The organism is Nostoc sp. (assembly GCF_036917535.1).
GTDB lineage: Bacteria > Cyanobacteriota > Cyanobacteriia > Cyanobacteriales > Nostocaceae > Nostoc.
This window is the reverse complement of sequence record NZ_JBALDA010000043.1, coordinates 42,187-57,403: the sequence shown is the minus strand read 5'-3', so window position 1 is coordinate 57,403 and position 15,217 is coordinate 42,187. Positions and strand designations below refer to the sequence as shown.

Genomic DNA, 15,217 nt, shown 5'->3' with positions numbered 1-15,217 from the left:
AACGCAATTATCGGCTTTGAGGCTCTTTAGCTGATGAGTAATTGTAACTACTAATACTGTTTGTAAATTAATTTCTCAGCGCAAGTAAATTGGCCGGATGTATGATATTCTTTATTTATAGGGAATCTAAATCGCTAAAGCACAAAGGATCTCCAAGCACTTACGCTCTAGTGAAGAAGTCAAATCCCATAAGTTAACCAATAGTTTGATGAACTGATGGTCTTGTTCCATAAGTCTCTGGAGGATTGTGGAAGTACTTGATCGGTAGCAGTTCCAAAGTTCGGGGGGATTTTGGTATGCTTGCAGTTCATCAATCACTTTTGGGAAAAACCCTTGATTCTTTACAGATAGTTTTTTGTTAAGTCTTTAGAAAAAATCAAATTTTTGGCGAATGAAAGGATAAAACAAGTAATTAATAACAGTGTTTACAATTTAAGCAACTGGATAAAACAAATCTAATTCAATATTGATATCGATGAAACATCCTGGTATTTAAAAGAAATCAAAGAATGGTTGAGGGTGTTTTACAATTTTCAATTTTTGTTAATTTATCCTGCTCACACACGTTATTGTATAGAGTTAAAATTTATTTTGTAAATTGAGATATAACAGTGTAGTTATTTCTAATAATTACATCGTATACAATTGCTCTGACGTAAAATCCTAACAGAAATATCAAATGTTTGACACATTCACAGCCTAACTTCAAAAAGCTAGTAAAGCATCAGGTTTAAGTAATTATGAAGTTAGGAAAATCTTTGTCAGTATTATTGATGAAGTATTTAAGATTTACACGTTATTCAAGGATGCGATCTAAATGACTAAACCGAAAACAACCCGTAAATCTGTTCACGATCGCATCCTAAATACAGCATCAGGCTTATTTTATCGAGAGGGAATTCGCAATGTCGGTATTGACAGAATCGTTGCGGAATCTGGCGTTGCAAAAATGTCGCTCTACAATCATTTCAAGTCAAAGGATGCATTGATTGAAGCGTGGCTGCGACAACAGGATGAACAATGGTGTGAATGGCTCAAAACCACGATTGAGCAACGAGCTTCTAACCCATCCCAACAACTACTGGCAATATTTGATGCCCTGCGGGAATGGTTTGAGGGCCCAGATTTTCGAGGTTGTGCATTCATTAATGCATCAGTGGAATTAGCCAATGCTGACCACCCTGGACATCGAGTGGCATTGGAACATCAACAATCAATCTACCACTACATTAAGAGTCTAGCTCAAGCCGCAGAAGTTTCATCACCGGAACAGTTAGCTAGGCAACTGCTTCTCATTGTACAAGGTGCGATCGTGGTTGCCATGATGGAAGGTAGTTGGTCAACCGCTTCACAGGCGAAAAAAGTTGCGGCAACTCTAATCCAGACTGCATCAAAATCTGGCGTTACCGAAACAGTGCTGAGTGCTGAGTAAAAAAGTCTATCATACTATTATATAATTTAATTTAAAAAATCACACTGCAACTAAGTTCGGAGCAGTTAAGGATGAGAATTCATTACTTACAACATGTGCCATTTGAAGGACTTGCTAGTATTGAACACTGGTTGACAAAGAAAGATTATATTCTCTCCGTAACTAAGTTTTATAACGATGACAGTTTACCATCTGTTGATGACCTAGATTGGTTAATAGTAATGGGTGGGCCGATGAATATTTATGAGGATGATAAGTATCCTTGGTTGACTTTAGAAAAACATTTTATTGAAGAAGCAATCAAAAAGAATAAAATAGTTATTGGCATTTGTCTTGGTTCGCAGCTAATCGCTAATGTTTTAGGTTCTAAGGTTTACAAAGGTCAAGAGAAAGAAATAGGTTGGTATCCGATTCAAGTAACAACAGAAGCGCAAAAATCTGCTGTTTTTGCTTCATTACCTGCATCTCTCACTGTGTTTCATTGGCATGGTGATACTTTTGACTTACCACTGGGTACTATACGACTAGCTTATAGTGAAGTATGTGCAAATCAAGCTTTCATTTATGGAGATAGAGTATTAGGTTTACAATTTCACCTAGAATCAACACAAGACAGTGTTCGCGAAATTATTGAAAATTGCGCTTCGGAATTAGTTACAGGTAAATATATTCAGAAACCCGAAGAAATGCTAGCACGGAATGATGATTTTAGTAATATAAACACTGCTATGTACAAAATCTTAGATTATTTTGTAACTTTGATAAAATAAATTATTATTTATCACGCAATAAAACTGCCCATCTTTAAGCGATCGCTCTACCTACCACTTCACTACAATTCCTTTCGCCAACGGTAAAGCGGGGAGTAGCAAACATAGCACTGCCTCAAAATTGACGTGCTAGCAGAGGCGATTTTAGCAGAATTGGTAGTGCTTGGGTTGCGATGCCTGCGGCGGGCGGGTACGCCATCGCACCCTATATCTTATTAAGAGGCTTTGGGTTTGATAAACTCGAGGGTCATGCGATCGCTTTCTCCAATGGTGAGGAAGCGTTGCCTGTCTTTTTGACCTTGGCTCAAGGTCGGAGGTAGTGTCCAGACTCCGCCTGGATAGTCCTTAGTATCTTTTGGGTTGGCGTTAATCTCTGATTTGCCCACCAATTTGAAGCCGGCTTTCTCTACAGCAGCAATTACCCCATCTTCAGACATATAACCAGTTTTAATACTCTCTTCTAAAGAAATATCTGGTTTAGCACGGTGTTCTTCCACTCCCAAAATGCCACCTAGCTTGAGTGCTTTATAAGCCGCCGCGTAAACCTGCTCGTCATAGCCAGCTTTGACCCAGTTGTGAATATTGCGGAAAGTAACAACTATATCTACGGAGTTGTCTGGGGCTAGAGTAAGTTCATTTGGGGGATTGATTTGAGCGACTTTGACCTTACCAAAAACCTCTGGATTAGCTACCAGTTTTTCTTGGAAAGCCAAAGCGGGTTTACTGTTACTGGCAGCCAAGTTAGTAACTATGAGTTGTCCCTTTCCCTTTGCTGCTAGAAATGGGGCTAATATCTCGGTATACCAGCCGCTCCCTGGCCACAATTCAACTACGGTCATATTTGGGCGCAGACCGAAAAATTGCAAAGTCTGGGCTGGGTGGCGATACTTGTCTCGGTCACGATTTGCAACGGAGCGATGACTGCTGGTGAGTATGGTTTGGAGGGTAGTTGGGCTGTTGAATGTAGCTTTTTTGCTCTCGTTGGCTAGAGTTGGGGGCATTACGGATGCCAATATGAGGAAAGCAAGAGTCAGGGCTTTTAGTAAGCCTTGGCGGAAGATGGGATTTTGTGCAAATTTCATAGCTATTATTTTTACTTTCTGCTTCAGCATAGGGCAAATAGTGTTCTCATAAATGGGTTAGGTGGGGTGCGATAACGTTGGCGTACCCGTCCGCTATAGGCATTGCTCTGCTATTTTCCTTTCGTACAATTGCAAGTCGCGTGGCTCACCCTCATTCAAGCAGTTCTGGGAGATATTGGAGGAATTTTTAAGGAACACGTAGCTCGTGATGCCAATAATTATCAATGTATGAATAGTGATGTCTTTCGTGAAGACGATCTTCACTTATGTAGAGAGCGTCAATCTGACAAGCTTTGCAGTAAAAGCCTCTCAAGTGCTTGGGAGGTAAAATTTGTCCCTCAATTGGATTTTCTGTTTTCAGACTATCAATAGAAGAGAGCAGTAATTCCTGACTTTGGAGCTTTGACCCAAGAGGTTGGTACTCCTCATAAAAACAGTCAAGGATTTTGAACGAGTAAGGACTTCTCGACCAGTTCTGTTCGACAAGAGATTTAGACATGATCTCTAACTCTCCCTGAATTCTATAATTTCGCCCTACACTAGGCAACCAAAGTTCAAACTCATAAGCGGAATTTAGCTGAAGATGTTTCCATTTCTCACTTTGCTCGCTACAGTGAAATTCAAAGGAACGTCCAGAGATTGTATGAAGGTTGATGGCGCGTACACTCGCTATAAGCTTATCATTATTAGATGATACAGTTGCCAAATGACACACGTTTGCATTAGGGTCTTTCGCAGTAATAGCTTGTTGGCGTGAGTTAATTATCTCCAAAATTGGGTCAATATAATGGTTCGTCATTTAAGTTAAAGGCTCGACTGGTAAATCTGCATCAATCTCAATTAAGGTAATTCTGGCTCAAAGCAGGAGACATTTGGCAAAGGTAATGTCCATTATCTTGAGAAAGCACGTTAATCGTAATTGTTCCGGTGATTGAAGTCATATCTAAGTTATCAGATAGATGAACCTTTGACCTTTGAATTTTAAAATTATTCCAATAAGCTAGTAGATACTTGAGTGTTGTTGTTTTGAAAAGTAAGCAACGCCTAACTGCACTATCCTCTTCACCAGCATAAAATTTAGTTGATTATTATTGGTATTTATACTTCTTATTCTGGTTTACCGAACCGATAAATTCGAGTAAACCGTAATCTTTATTACTGTCTAAATTGGTGCGGTAATCATCAATTATTTGGTAATAATAACCGAATTTACAAGCTTATTAGTTATCAATAAGATGGTAATCAAAGCAAGGAATTAAATCCTTAGTTGATTGAGCAAAAAACTACTATCGGTACAAGGGATAAATTAATATGCTAGTTCGTTACAACCCCTGGCAATAATTGAACACTTTAGAACGTCACATCAACGGCTTATTTGGAGATACCAGAGTCCCATCTGGACGGTTGGAAAAAGGCTTTATCAGAGTTCCGGCTGCTGAACTACAAGAAACTGATGATGCAATTCATCTCAAGCTAGAACTGCCAGGACTGGAAGCTAAAGACCTAGATATTCAAGTCACTGAAGAAGCTGTTCGCATCTTCGGTGAGCGCAAGTCTGAAACTAAAACCGAAAACAATGGCACTATCAAGAGTGAATTCTACTATGGTAAATTCCAACGTGTAATTCCTCTATCTGCTCGGATTCAAAATACCAATGTCACCGCAGATTATAAAGACGGTATCTTGAATTTGACATTGCCCAAGTCCGAGCAAGAAAAGAACAAAGTTGTCAAGGTTAATCTAGAACAACCTACTGCTTAATTGGTTGTGATAAAACTACTCTACCTCCAATAATTGATTGAGATGCTAAAAGCCCAGTTATGAGACGACTGGGCTTTTTTGTGTCGCTTCTGTTTCCTCTAAGAATTGGGTGGGGGCGATCGCACCTCCATTACGAAAGTTATTTACAGTACTTGTTGCAATAACTACTTGTTGCCATCTGCATTCAAATGACGACACAGACTGTTGCAGAACACGAAGTAGTGCTGTGTGTTGGAAACACGACTTTTCAAAGATTATGAGTTCCCAAAGTACCCAAAGTGCTAATAGAATTTCTCACCTCTTTAAATAAATTTTGATACTCTGCACAATATTCATCTACGAGCGCAACTGTTGGGTGGGTGTCTCTAGCCAAATGTTTCCGGATTTGTAATTCTACATCTATTGCCCTGCTTACCTGAAGAGAGTTTTTTCTTTTAATCCTTTTATTAAGAATACTTGGAGAGTGACAGAAGAGGGATATCTGAATTCAACAACGCCATTTTTCCTAAACAAAATGTGCATCTTTAGGATTGAATGCCAGCTTAATCATTTGATGGCGATAGACATTACCAGATATATGATTCCGAGGCACTCTGGCAATTAAAGTTTGTTCTCCCACCTTAACCCAAATACTACAAATCCCAATACCATTTAAAACCCGTTCTATTAGCCCTTCAATAATTACTGACCAAGGTTTATGCAATATTGAAGAACTTACATCGTAAAGATTGAAAGTATCGCCAGATAAACAACATGCAGTAATTGGCTTTGTGATTTCCCCAGGATATAAAAACTCTATCCCGTTTGCAAGTTTGATAAAACTTCCACGGCTACTCCGTTCTACCCGACATGGAATAATATTATCTATCCCTACCAGTCTGGCAAGCTGCTCGTTAGCTGGTTGGCGGATGATGGTTTCCAAGTTATCATCCTGGATGATACAGCCGTCAAATAAAGCGATCGCTCTTTGGGCAAAATGCAGTATATCTGTAAAATTATGACTGACTAATATGACTGCCGCTCCTCTAGCTTGGGCCCATTGTCTAATTTTCTCGATCATCTCGGCACGTATACCCACATCTAAAGAAGCAGAAGGCTCATCCAAAAGCAGCAATTCAGAATCAGCTACTAATCCGCAGGCAATACAAACTCGTTTCGCTTCACCACCAGACAAAGAACGAGCTGACTGATTTGCCAGGTGTTCGCAGCCAAAAGTTGCAAGTGCAGTATATACCCTTTGCTTAATCTTGTGTGTTGGTGTTTTGCGAAACTTTAATACCTTGGCAACATTATTAAAAACAGTGTCATCCAATAGTAAGGTTTCCTGAAATACCAAAGCCGAACGACGACGCAACAATGTTTTATTGGTATTGCGGACATCCTCTCCAAATAATTGCATCTCACCCCGGTAAGGTTGCAAGAGATTGATTGTTCTTAATAAAGTGCTTTTGCCAGCGCCATTGGGACCAAGCACAGCAACCAGTTCTCCTGGACGGACTGCAAAATTTTCAATTGACAAGATATTTTTACGTGTTTTGCTATCGACGCTCACCTGTCGCATATTCAGGACATACTCATTAGTACTCATAGAATTTTCCTGTCATGCTGTAGGATAGTCAGCAACACGATAACCGTGTATGTGATCAGGAGGAGAATGTATGCGATCGCCATTGCCACATCGTAATTTCCTTTTCCTACCTCCGTAACAATTGCTGTTGTTAGAACTCTTGTTTGTCCCTTGATATTGCCGCCTACCATCATCGATGCACCAACTTCCGAGATGACGCGACCAAAACCAGCAATAACAGCAGCCATTAATCCTAAACGTGCTTCCTTGATTAGCAACAAGTTGGCTTGCCACTGTGTCGCCCCCATTGACAATAGTTGCCAGCGTAGTTTCGGATTAATACTGATAATTGCTGTAAAACTGAAGCCAGCTACTATTGGCAAAGCAATGATTGTTTGGGCGACGATTATAGCTGTAGGCGTATAAATCAAATCAAGGTTTCCCAATGGTCCAGACCGCCACAAAAACAAACTAACGACTAAACCGATTACCACAGGTGGCAATCCCATGCCGAAGTTAATCAAACTAGTTAGCGCCTGCTTACCGACGAAATCGACTAATGCTAGCCACATTCCTAATGGTAGTCCCAATAAAACGCTAATAGCTGTAGCAGTTCCAGATACGAACAATGTCATTGTCATCACCTGAAATACGTCACTATCGCCATTGGTTAATAGTTCAAGAGCTTTCAAAGCTCCTTCGATGATTGTATTCACAAATCTGTTAAAAAATACTTAAATATGCAGTAGAGCAACCCTTGATGATTCTAATGCTCTTGATTCTAAAAGCCGTAATCTTTCTCTGTTTTACCACCATCAACATAAAATAGCGGTTGTTTGAACTCTTGTTTGCCATGAGCTGCAATTAGTTTTTGTCCTTCAGAAGATAAGACATAATTAATAAACGCTTTAGCTCCTGCACTATTCACTCTAGGAAATTTCTGAGGATTTACTTGCATAACATGGTAGAGATTTAACAGTTTCTTATCTCCTTCCATAAGTATTGGCAAAGACAGGTTTTTCTTCTGAAATATATATGTTGCTCGATCTGCTAAGGTATATCCCAGTTTTTGATTAGCGACTTGCAAAGTTTCCGCCATCCCTGAACCTGTTTGCTGATACCAACTGCCAGATGGTGTGACTTTTGCCTGTTGCCATAAATCTTTTTCTAGCTTATTAGTCCCTGAGTCATCACCCCGCGATACAAACAATGCTTGATTTTTAGCAATCAGGGAGAATGCTTCTACAGCACTCTTTTTCCCTCGAATCTTTGCCTTATCAGTATCTGGACCAACGATTACAAAGTCATTGTGCATTACCAAGTGGCGATTAATCACCGCACCACCTGCTAAAACTTTGCGTTCGGCTTTCGGTGAATTGACGAATAAAGCGTCAACCTCACCCTTTTCAGCTAAAGCCAAAGCCTGTCCGGTACCGACTGCAACTTTTTTGAGCGTATATCCTGTTTTCTTTTCAATCGCTGGAACTAAATCATCTAGCAGCCCACTGTCCTCAATGCTGGTTGTCATCGCCACGATGACATTTTTATTCGCTGGGGAGTGTGCAATAGCTGGCTTTTGCTTGATTAGTATATCACTAGCTTCAGCACTTAGAATCGCCAAGCAACACGCCAAACATGCAATGAAAATTCTCCGAATCATGGAACCTCTCGAAATATATGATTTACGCATTGATAGAGTAATTAAGGTGTTACACAAAAGCACATTGAGACAGCAGAGGAGCAGTTCAAAGCTATACGTGCGGCTTTTTCGCCATTTTGTCGGGTCATGTCGTTAGTCTGAATGGCATAGTTGTTTATAGTGAAGTGATGATTCATGACTTTAAATATTTGCTACAACTTCCCCAGTTTTGCTGATGTCATAACCGCCGAGAATTTGTAATTGCGATCGCACTAGCCGATTTCCCAAGATATTGATAAACTGCTGTACTGGTGCTTCTTCCAAGTATTCTTTGAGAATCACCAAGTCGTATCGCGCACTATGAAGGGGAATAAATCCCAAACCAAAGGTAGCAGCTATAGATGCTGTACTGATACCTGCACTGGCAACTCCTGAGACTATAGATAAAGCAACATCTTGATGATTGTGAACGATATGGTCAAATCTTTTCACAGCCTCCAATGGCACTCGTTCTTCTTGGAGTTTCCGTTCTAAAAGTATCCGATTGGCAGAACCCACTTCATGAGTGACAACAGGTGCTCCAAATTCTACCAAGTCGGAAACTGTTTTAACTCCCATAGGGTTTCCTGGTGGAACTAACAATCCCTCTTCCCAAACCCCAAGAGTAATCAAGACAGCACTCTTATCTGTTAAGGCTTCTCGCACAAAGGGAATGTTATGTTCCCCAGTTTGGGGATCGTATAAGTGCATCCCTGCAATGTGAACTTCACCTCGGCATAGACTACACAATGCAGCCTTGCTATGGGCGAAACGATAATGAACTCGCAGTTGCGGATGCCAGCGTTCAGTTGCTCTTGCTAAGAGGGAAAGCACAGGTGTACAACCAGCAATTACAACTGTGTTGTGCAATTTGTCCATATCATCTAGAAGCTGAACCTGGACTTTATTTGTACCTGTCTGGCTCTGTGCTTCACCCTCAGAGTAAAGCTCGTTCCTGGTTATACTGGGGAACCCGTCCACCCTTAGAGGTGATGCTCCTATGTCGCTACCGCTTGCGCTAACGCTACTCCCGACAATGGGGTGGTTGACTGCAACTACCTCACCATCAGATGGAATCATTTCGATGCGAAAAGCATCTCTGGCTAATAGAGGATAAGCTATCCATCGATCCCTAATCCGCGCTAGAATAACTTGTGATTGCTGGTTGTTAGGGGTCGAATCGGCAAGAATTGCCTCTACTTTAGGTAAATCCTCCTCTCCTAGCCAGAACAAGTCCTCAACTTGGCAACCAAGTGCCTTAGCTAAACGCAAGGAAATAGCAACTGAAGGCGCACATTGTCCCGTTTCCACAGCACCAATAGTCTGGCGGGTTACGCCAGCTATATTAGCTAATTCTTGCTGACTCATGCCCAGACGATTCCTAATTGCCTTCAGGTTATTGGAAATATTCATATCCTGCTTTATGAGGCTGTATCTCTCCGTTACAAAAAGCTGTAGCGGACATTGCCAGATTTTTGCTTTTGCGGGAAGTCAAGTAATTTCAGACTTTTTGTTGGTTTATTACTGTTTTTTATCTATCCGTAGCAAGCATACCATACATATCGCTAAAATAATTGCTAAAGAATAAAAAGTTTTCCTGGGATTTTCTCGTGATAGGTGTATTTATAGCTACATAATTTTTCACGTTTTGTAGTAGTAATGAACGATTTGAAGCCTAAATATTTTCGTGCAACGTACCTATGTCTACATGTTAACCATCAGATTTTTATTAGTGATCGCTACGCCCGCCGCAGGCATCGCAAAAGTTCTCGGTCTACTGACTATAGCGCTTCTCGGTTGCGTGCAATACGCGGTGTAGAGACGCGAAATTTCGCGTCTCTACATTTATTTTTTGAACATGTATATGATTCAAATGAGAACCGCTATATAACTTATCGAACTCACTTTTTCTTAGTACTGTAGAAATTGGTAGAATTAGCTACTTCATAATCCCGTTGTAGAGTTGAAAAGTCATGATGGCTCAAAACAATGGTAATAGCGCGGTAAAATTATTGAAAATATATGTCATTAATCTTAATTCGTAGTAATTATGACTATCACCCTGACAGAGAAAGAGGAGCGGGAACTGTGGGCAGAAGCTAATCACAATAGCCCACAACAACCAGAAATAGAGCCATTTACCATCCTTCGGAAAGCACCTAAGCAACTTGGCAAAGGCTATGTGCAGCATATCGAGGTGCATCCTCATCTCTGGCTGGCGATTTTGGACTATAAATATCACGATGATATGTTATGTAAAATGCCTGAATGTAATCACCCACTGCAATTTTCCGTCCTCCTTTCTGGAAAAGCCATAGACGAATATGGAGGACAGGTTGGAGAAGGATACACAATGATCTCTGGTAGTGGTATTCAACGCCAAATGCTGGTAGAGTACCCAAAATCTCGATGTGTAGGCGTTAACATCCATATGTCTGCAAGCTTGTTGGCAACCTTTTTCCCCAATGAAGCAGGAAAAATCCCCCATCAGTTGCGTTTGTTGGCAAAAGGCAACGATTGGCAGACCTTGCTCTACCCAGAAACTACACCTGCTATTGGGGGAATAGCACAACAAATTATCAACTGTCCTTACCAAGGCATAACAAAGCGGATGTATTTGCAAGTGAAGGTGTTAGAACTCATGACGTTGCAATTGGCTCCCGTCTTGGCTGATCAAAATGGACTGCAACCATCACCGCGACTGAAAGTAGAAACTATTGCCTGGATTCATTAAGTTATGGTTTTTCTGTCCGGTTGTTGCAATAGCTGCGATTTGTGGTTGTTTGTTGTTTCGTATTAGTAGTGATAAACCTCTAACATTGTGGCAGCAAAGTTGAAGCGTTCCCGTTTCGGATTGCCGTAGGCATCGCTTTCACAGTTATCAGTTAGAGACAGTTTATCAAGCGATCGCATAGCTTAATTTAATCGTACCAAAACAGGCGATTGCCCAAGGGGCAACGGCAAAGCCGAACGCAATTTATCTTTAAGCTTGATTTACTGCATCAAAGATTTGTGATACTTTGAGATTTAGTTGACTAAATTGCGGCGATACAACTAAATCATTACCAGAAAAGTTACCTATCTGGGTGTAAGTTTTGTCAATCAGTTCTAAGATTAATATAGTCTGAGCTTCGGGGTCAATAATCCAATATTCAGGAATGCCACAATCTTGATACTGCGATCGCTTGGCGATAAAATCTCTATCTCGTTGCAATTCTCCTAGACTAACCACTTCAATTACTAGTAGAGGAGGTAGCATCTCTAAACGAATAGTATTACGTTTTGCTAACTGCTGAATATGCTCTTGGCGAATAATTGTCAGGTCAGGATAACGGTTTCTAGGTTCTCCTCTGACTTCCAGTTCTAAACCATGTCCTCGCACTCGATCGATGCCTACAATCATCGCAAAAATCAGCAAAAGACGATTAGCAATCTGAACATTAGTTCCTGATTCTGGAGGCATCTCGATTAACTCTCCATTAAACAACTCATAGAGTTTATCGGTGCCATCATCATAAGATAGGTATTCTTCAAAGCTTTGAAATCTATGTTTTTTAATATGTAGCATCAAGGTTACTCCATGATGAGTCTCAATGCAAGTTTAGCCGATCTTGCACTAGGCAAACGGAACTTACCAATGGTCGCTTGTTCTCAACTGTGGCGTTCTACTTGCCGTAGGCATCGCCCTGGCGTTATCAGGTGCGTAGGCGTAGCCCGCCGTAGACATCGTCCTATTCCAGCGCTCCCAACCAGGCTTCCAAATCTGCGATCACTTCAAATTCCAGTAACGCCTCACCCAGATTTTCTAGTTGTTCCAAGGAAAGGGCGTGGATACGTGATAGCATCTCCTGTGGTAGTTCTTGTCTGAGTTGGCGTGTTAACAAACGAGTGACTAATGCGATCGCTTCCACTTCTCGTCCTTCAACTCGTTCCTCTTCCTTGGCTTCTCGAATGGCGCGTGGTTCTTGCGTCAAATTCAGTCCTAGCATGACTCTAATCTCCGAACGGCTTAAATTGGCGAACTTATAGACCATTGACTTTCAATATGCGCTAGTCGAAGGAATTGATAACTAATTCAGTCAATATGTTGGGGAGCGATCGCGGTAAAATTATTGAACCGTATTGGCATTTAGGTCATTATCAAAAATACAGCATTTTGCGGGTGCAAGAAAACTGTCTTGTTCGCACAGAAGGCAATTATGTCGCCCCACCTGTCGCTAAAAATGAAAAAGAGAAAACCAATTTACAGATATTGAGAGCAAAGGTTATCTTAATGATGACCCAGTTTTGGTGATGTTAATCAGGAAGTTGCTGCCTCGATATCCGTAGTATAAGATTGCAATTGTGAATGGGGTGTTGGTTGAGTGGGAGGGTTAGCGATTTTAGTCGCCAAATTAGTGTTGTTGGTAACAGTTTTCCCTTCTTCCAAAGCTTCTCGACCTGTAATCAATCTAGAGCGACGATTACGAGTGATATAATTCCATGCCCACTGAAATACTACTACTAATTTAGTGTCAAACTCGATTAAGAAGTAGATATGAACGACTAACCAAAATATCCAAGCAACCAAACCTTGGAGTTTGATGAAGCTTAAATCTACAACAGCTAAATTTTTGCCAATCATTGCCAAGCTACCTACATCATTGTAACGAAATTCCGGTAGTTTTCGACCTTCAAGGCGTTTTTGAATGAGTTTAGCTACATACTCTCCTTGTTGTTTGGCTACGGGTGCAACACCGGGTAAGGGTTTTCCATCTTGATGAGAGAAGTTGCCTAAATCTCCGATGACAAAGATGTTTTTATAACCCTTAATCGTCAAGTCTGGTTCTACAATCACACGTCCAGAGCGATCGCACTCTACACCTGTGCGATTTGCTAAAACTTGCCCCATAGAGGAACCTTTCACACCTGCTGCCCATAATATAGTTTTTGAGGCAATTTCTTGAACTTTATCACCTTGCTTGAAAGTAACGATATCATTTTCAATATTCGTCACCCTGGTGTTAGTTTGGGTAACCACACCCAACTTTTGCAAGGATGCTTTTCCTACTTCTGATAACTGTGGTGCCATATGAGGGAGGATGCGATCGCCCCCTTGCAATAATAAAATCTTAGTCTCTGAGGTGTCGATGTTGCGGAAATCTTCTTTGAGAGTTTTGTATGCCAATTCTGCGATCGCACCTGCTAACTCTACACCGGTGGGACCAGCTCCGACAATCACAAAAGTCAACCAAGCACGGCGTAGTTCGGGATCTGTTTCTTTCTCTGCTGCTTCAAATGCCGAAAATATCCGGCGACGTATTTCTATGGCATCTTCAACAGTTTTCAAGCCAGGAGCCAATGGTCTCCAGTTATCGTGACCATAATAGAAATGGTTAGCACCTGTGGCAACAACTAATGTATCGTAGGGTATTGTTCTATCATCCAGAATAATTTCTTGGGCTTCTGGATCAATATCATTTACTTCTGCCAAGAACACTTTTGTATTCTTGCTTTTCTTAAATATAGCTCGTAATGGTGAGGAAATATCAGCAGGTGATAACGTACCTGTGGCAACTTGATATAAAAGCGGCTGAAATAAATGAAAGTTACGTTTATCGATGAGAGTAACATTGACATTCGCTTTCTTCAGAGTCTTTGCTGTATACAGTCCACCAAAGCCTCCACCAATGATTACAACCTGATGTGGTACATTCTTCTCAAGTGAAACTACCATAAAAAATATTTCCTTGTGTCAAGAGTCTTGTAACTTTTCTTAACAAAGATATAACAGAATTATGATCTTCGTTGCTGTTTATTTAGAACAATTGAAAAATAATGAAAGTAGTCAAAGTTATACCAATTCTCTAAAATTCGGCAACAGATTCAAAGCCCAAACCCAGACACTATCTAAATTTATTAATTGCGTTAGCGCAGCGTAAAGCCTTCTCTTCTCTTTCAGAGACGAAGACAGCAAACGCCAACAACGGCATGGTAACTCTTAGAGACGCACTCGCGTTCGCTTAGAGCGAGTCTGCAAGCGTTTTTGCGCTCATACGCGAATTGCTCTTTTGGTATTGTTGCTCTTGCAAGGCTCGAATTAAAATCTGGAGTTTAGACTGACTAGTCTAAACTCTAGTTAGTTAAATACGCAAAACACGGGTCGGCTTCTAACTCCCTAGAATCAGAGGCTTTTCACACATCAATACCTTCCCCAAAAGGAGAGCTATGCATTAATCAAATCTTTACTCAATAAAAAAGTGAAAGAATAATTAATTAAATAATCTGATTGCCACAATTTTGAAGTAGCTCTTGAGCAGTGATTAGTGCAGAGAGAATGTTGATGAAATAAAGCTACGAAATTAGAGAATATTGTACTTATAAAATAAATTTTTTTGCCAATCGCTATTTAGATCGGTTACGATGAACTTTATTTCTTAATAAATTATTATTTTAACTAGATGTGCGCTAATAATTAGTTTATATTTATTATTAAAATGCTGTAATTTATTCATTAGAGAGTTAGCTCGTGACACAAACAACTCAACACGCATACTATATGCAGGCTGACCAACGCCCTAGTATCAAGGAGCCGATAGAACTCTCACCTTTAGTCGGTAACTGGATCAATACTAAATCGGATACTAATTATTTGGTGCGGGTGGTTCTGACCGAGCAAGACGGTCGCCTTACGTTTCAGGGTTATGGAGCCAACCAACCCAATCCAATTGACTGGGGTAAGGTTGAAGCAGTGCCTTACGCTGGGGGAACCTCACTTGTAGCAGCAGGATTCCACGCTTTTTACAAGTTAGACGGGGTTGAGACACATCTGGTGGCAAACCAAAAATTGGGAATCTTGGTCATTCAGTCATATACCCGCTACGTAGATGGTAGTGGTCGAACAGATCATTTTGCCCGTGAGTTTTTTCATCGCTAGTCAGAAGAGGA

16 protein-coding genes are annotated in these 15,217 nt (G+C 40.7%); 6 read left to right on the top strand and 10 right to left on the bottom strand.

Annotated elements, in window-relative coordinates:
• Positions 1 to 817: 817 nt before the first annotated feature.
• Together V7K56_RS14575 and V7K56_RS14570 are read left to right on the top strand one after the other, a co-directional pair.
• Entirely contained in the window at positions 818 to 1,432 is a 615-nt protein-coding gene (locus tag V7K56_RS14575; RefSeq protein WP_334911586.1) for a TetR/AcrR family transcriptional regulator, read from the top strand.
• A 71-nt stretch (positions 1,433 to 1,503) separates the two neighbouring features.
• Entirely contained in the window at positions 1,504 to 2,202 is a 699-nt protein-coding gene (locus tag V7K56_RS14570) for a type 1 glutamine amidotransferase (RefSeq protein ID WP_334911584.1), read from the top strand.
• A 215-nt stretch (positions 2,203 to 2,417) separates the two neighbouring features.
• Here the strand turns inward: V7K56_RS14570 and V7K56_RS14565 are convergent, their stop codons facing one another.
• Positions 2,418 to 3,284, bottom strand: a complete 867-nt coding sequence (locus V7K56_RS14565; RefSeq protein ID WP_334911582.1) for a class I SAM-dependent methyltransferase — start codon at positions 3,282 to 3,284, stop codon at positions 2,418 to 2,420.
• A 187-nt stretch (positions 3,285 to 3,471) separates the two neighbouring features.
• A complete protein-coding gene (locus tag V7K56_RS14560; RefSeq protein WP_334911580.1) occupies positions 3,472 to 4,083 on the bottom strand; it encodes a hypothetical protein in 612 nt (203 codons plus the stop codon).
• A gap of 542 nt (positions 4,084 to 4,625) precedes the next feature.
• Here V7K56_RS14560 and V7K56_RS14555 point away from each other — a divergent pair.
• Entirely contained in the window at positions 4,626 to 5,045 is a 420-nt protein-coding gene (locus V7K56_RS14555; RefSeq protein ID WP_334911578.1) for an Hsp20/alpha crystallin family protein, read from the top strand.
• Positions 5,046 to 5,102: 57 nt separating this feature from the next.
• On the opposite strand, the gene V7K56_RS14550 is transcribed toward V7K56_RS14555, so the two are convergent.
• The 5 genes from V7K56_RS14550 to V7K56_RS14530 form a co-directional block, all read right to left on the bottom strand.
• Positions 5,103 to 5,243 (bottom strand): hypothetical protein, encoded by a 141-nt coding sequence (locus V7K56_RS14550; protein ID WP_334911576.1) that lies wholly within the window; start codon positions 5,241 to 5,243, stop codon positions 5,103 to 5,105.
• A gap of 307 nt (positions 5,244 to 5,550) precedes the next feature.
• Positions 5,551 to 6,633, bottom strand: a complete 1,083-nt coding sequence (locus V7K56_RS14545; RefSeq protein WP_334911574.1) for an energy-coupling factor ABC transporter ATP-binding protein — start codon at positions 6,631 to 6,633, stop codon at positions 5,551 to 5,553.
• Positions 6,630 to 7,328 (bottom strand): ABC transporter permease, encoded by a 699-nt coding sequence (locus tag V7K56_RS14540; protein WP_334911572.1) that lies wholly within the window; start codon positions 7,326 to 7,328, stop codon positions 6,630 to 6,632. The genes V7K56_RS14545 and V7K56_RS14540 overlap by 4 nt, the downstream gene beginning before the upstream one ends.
• A gap of 65 nt (positions 7,329 to 7,393) precedes the next feature.
• A complete protein-coding gene (locus V7K56_RS14535) occupies positions 7,394 to 8,233 on the bottom strand; it encodes a substrate-binding domain-containing protein (RefSeq protein WP_334911570.1) in 840 nt (279 codons plus the stop codon).
• Positions 8,234 to 8,452: 219 nt separating this feature from the next.
• Positions 8,453 to 9,703 (bottom strand): substrate-binding domain-containing protein, encoded by a 1,251-nt coding sequence (locus V7K56_RS14530; protein ID WP_334911568.1) that lies wholly within the window; start codon positions 9,701 to 9,703, stop codon positions 8,453 to 8,455.
• A gap of 637 nt (positions 9,704 to 10,340) precedes the next feature.
• Between V7K56_RS14530 and V7K56_RS14525 the strand changes: the two genes are divergently transcribed.
• Positions 10,341 to 11,024, top strand: a complete 684-nt coding sequence (locus V7K56_RS14525) for a hypothetical protein (RefSeq protein WP_334911566.1) — start codon at positions 10,341 to 10,343, stop codon at positions 11,022 to 11,024.
• Positions 11,025 to 11,273: 249 nt separating this feature from the next.
• On the opposite strand, the gene V7K56_RS14520 is transcribed toward V7K56_RS14525, so the two are convergent.
• Positions 11,274 to 11,858, bottom strand: coding sequence for a Uma2 family endonuclease (locus tag V7K56_RS14520; protein ID WP_334911564.1), 585 nt, complete (start codon positions 11,856 to 11,858; stop codon positions 11,274 to 11,276).
• 163 nt (positions 11,859 to 12,021) lie between these two features.
• Positions 12,022 to 12,279, bottom strand: coding sequence for a DUF4351 domain-containing protein (locus V7K56_RS14515; protein ID WP_334911562.1), 258 nt, complete (start codon positions 12,277 to 12,279; stop codon positions 12,022 to 12,024).
• A 74-nt stretch (positions 12,280 to 12,353) separates the two neighbouring features.
• Between V7K56_RS14515 and V7K56_RS14510 the strand changes: the two genes are divergently transcribed.
• A complete protein-coding gene (locus V7K56_RS14510; protein ID WP_334911560.1) occupies positions 12,354 to 12,584 on the top strand; it encodes a hypothetical protein in 231 nt (76 codons plus the stop codon).
• Between the two features lie 6 nt (positions 12,585 to 12,590).
• Here the strand turns inward: V7K56_RS14510 and V7K56_RS14505 are convergent, their stop codons facing one another.
• Positions 12,591 to 14,006, bottom strand: a complete 1,416-nt coding sequence (locus V7K56_RS14505; RefSeq protein WP_334911558.1) for an NAD(P)/FAD-dependent oxidoreductase — start codon at positions 14,004 to 14,006, stop codon at positions 12,591 to 12,593.
• A gap of 792 nt (positions 14,007 to 14,798) precedes the next feature.
• On the opposite strand from V7K56_RS14505, the gene V7K56_RS14500 reads away from it, so the two are divergent.
• Positions 14,799 to 15,206, top strand: coding sequence for a hypothetical protein (locus V7K56_RS14500; protein WP_334911556.1), 408 nt, complete (start codon positions 14,799 to 14,801; stop codon positions 15,204 to 15,206).
• The last annotated feature ends 11 nt before the right edge of the window (positions 15,207 to 15,217 follow it).

What these genes read in the sequence shown, in the direction of transcription:
- V7K56_RS14575 (WP_334911586.1), top strand. Translation starts at nt 818, where the DNA reads ATGACTAAACCGAAAACAACCCGTAAATCTGTTCACGATCGCATCCTA.
- V7K56_RS14570 (WP_334911584.1), top strand. Translation starts at nt 1,504, where the DNA reads ATGAGAATTCATTACTTACAACATGTGCCATTTGAAGGACTTGCTAGT.
- V7K56_RS14565 (WP_334911582.1), bottom strand. Translation starts at nt 3,284, where the DNA reads ATGAAATTTGCACAAAATCCCATCTTCCGCCAAGGCTTACTAAAAGCC.
- V7K56_RS14560 (WP_334911580.1), bottom strand. Translation starts at nt 4,083, where the DNA reads ATGACGAACCATTATATTGACCCAATTTTGGAGATAATTAACTCACGC.
- V7K56_RS14545 (WP_334911574.1), bottom strand. Translation starts at nt 6,633, where the DNA reads ATGAGTACTAATGAGTATGTCCTGAATATGCGACAGGTGAGCGTCGAT.
- V7K56_RS14530 (WP_334911568.1), bottom strand. Translation starts at nt 9,703, where the DNA reads ATGAATATTTCCAATAACCTGAAGGCAATTAGGAATCGTCTGGGCATG.
- V7K56_RS14525 (WP_334911566.1), top strand. Translation starts at nt 10,341, where the DNA reads ATGACTATCACCCTGACAGAGAAAGAGGAGCGGGAACTGTGGGCAGAA.
- V7K56_RS14520 (WP_334911564.1), bottom strand. Translation starts at nt 11,858, where the DNA reads ATGCTACATATTAAAAAACATAGATTTCAAAGCTTTGAAGAATACCTA.
- V7K56_RS14515 (WP_334911562.1), bottom strand. Translation starts at nt 12,279, where the DNA reads ATGCTAGGACTGAATTTGACGCAAGAACCACGCGCCATTCGAGAAGCC.
- V7K56_RS14505 (WP_334911558.1), bottom strand. Translation starts at nt 14,006, where the DNA reads ATGGTAGTTTCACTTGAGAAGAATGTACCACATCAGGTTGTAATCATT.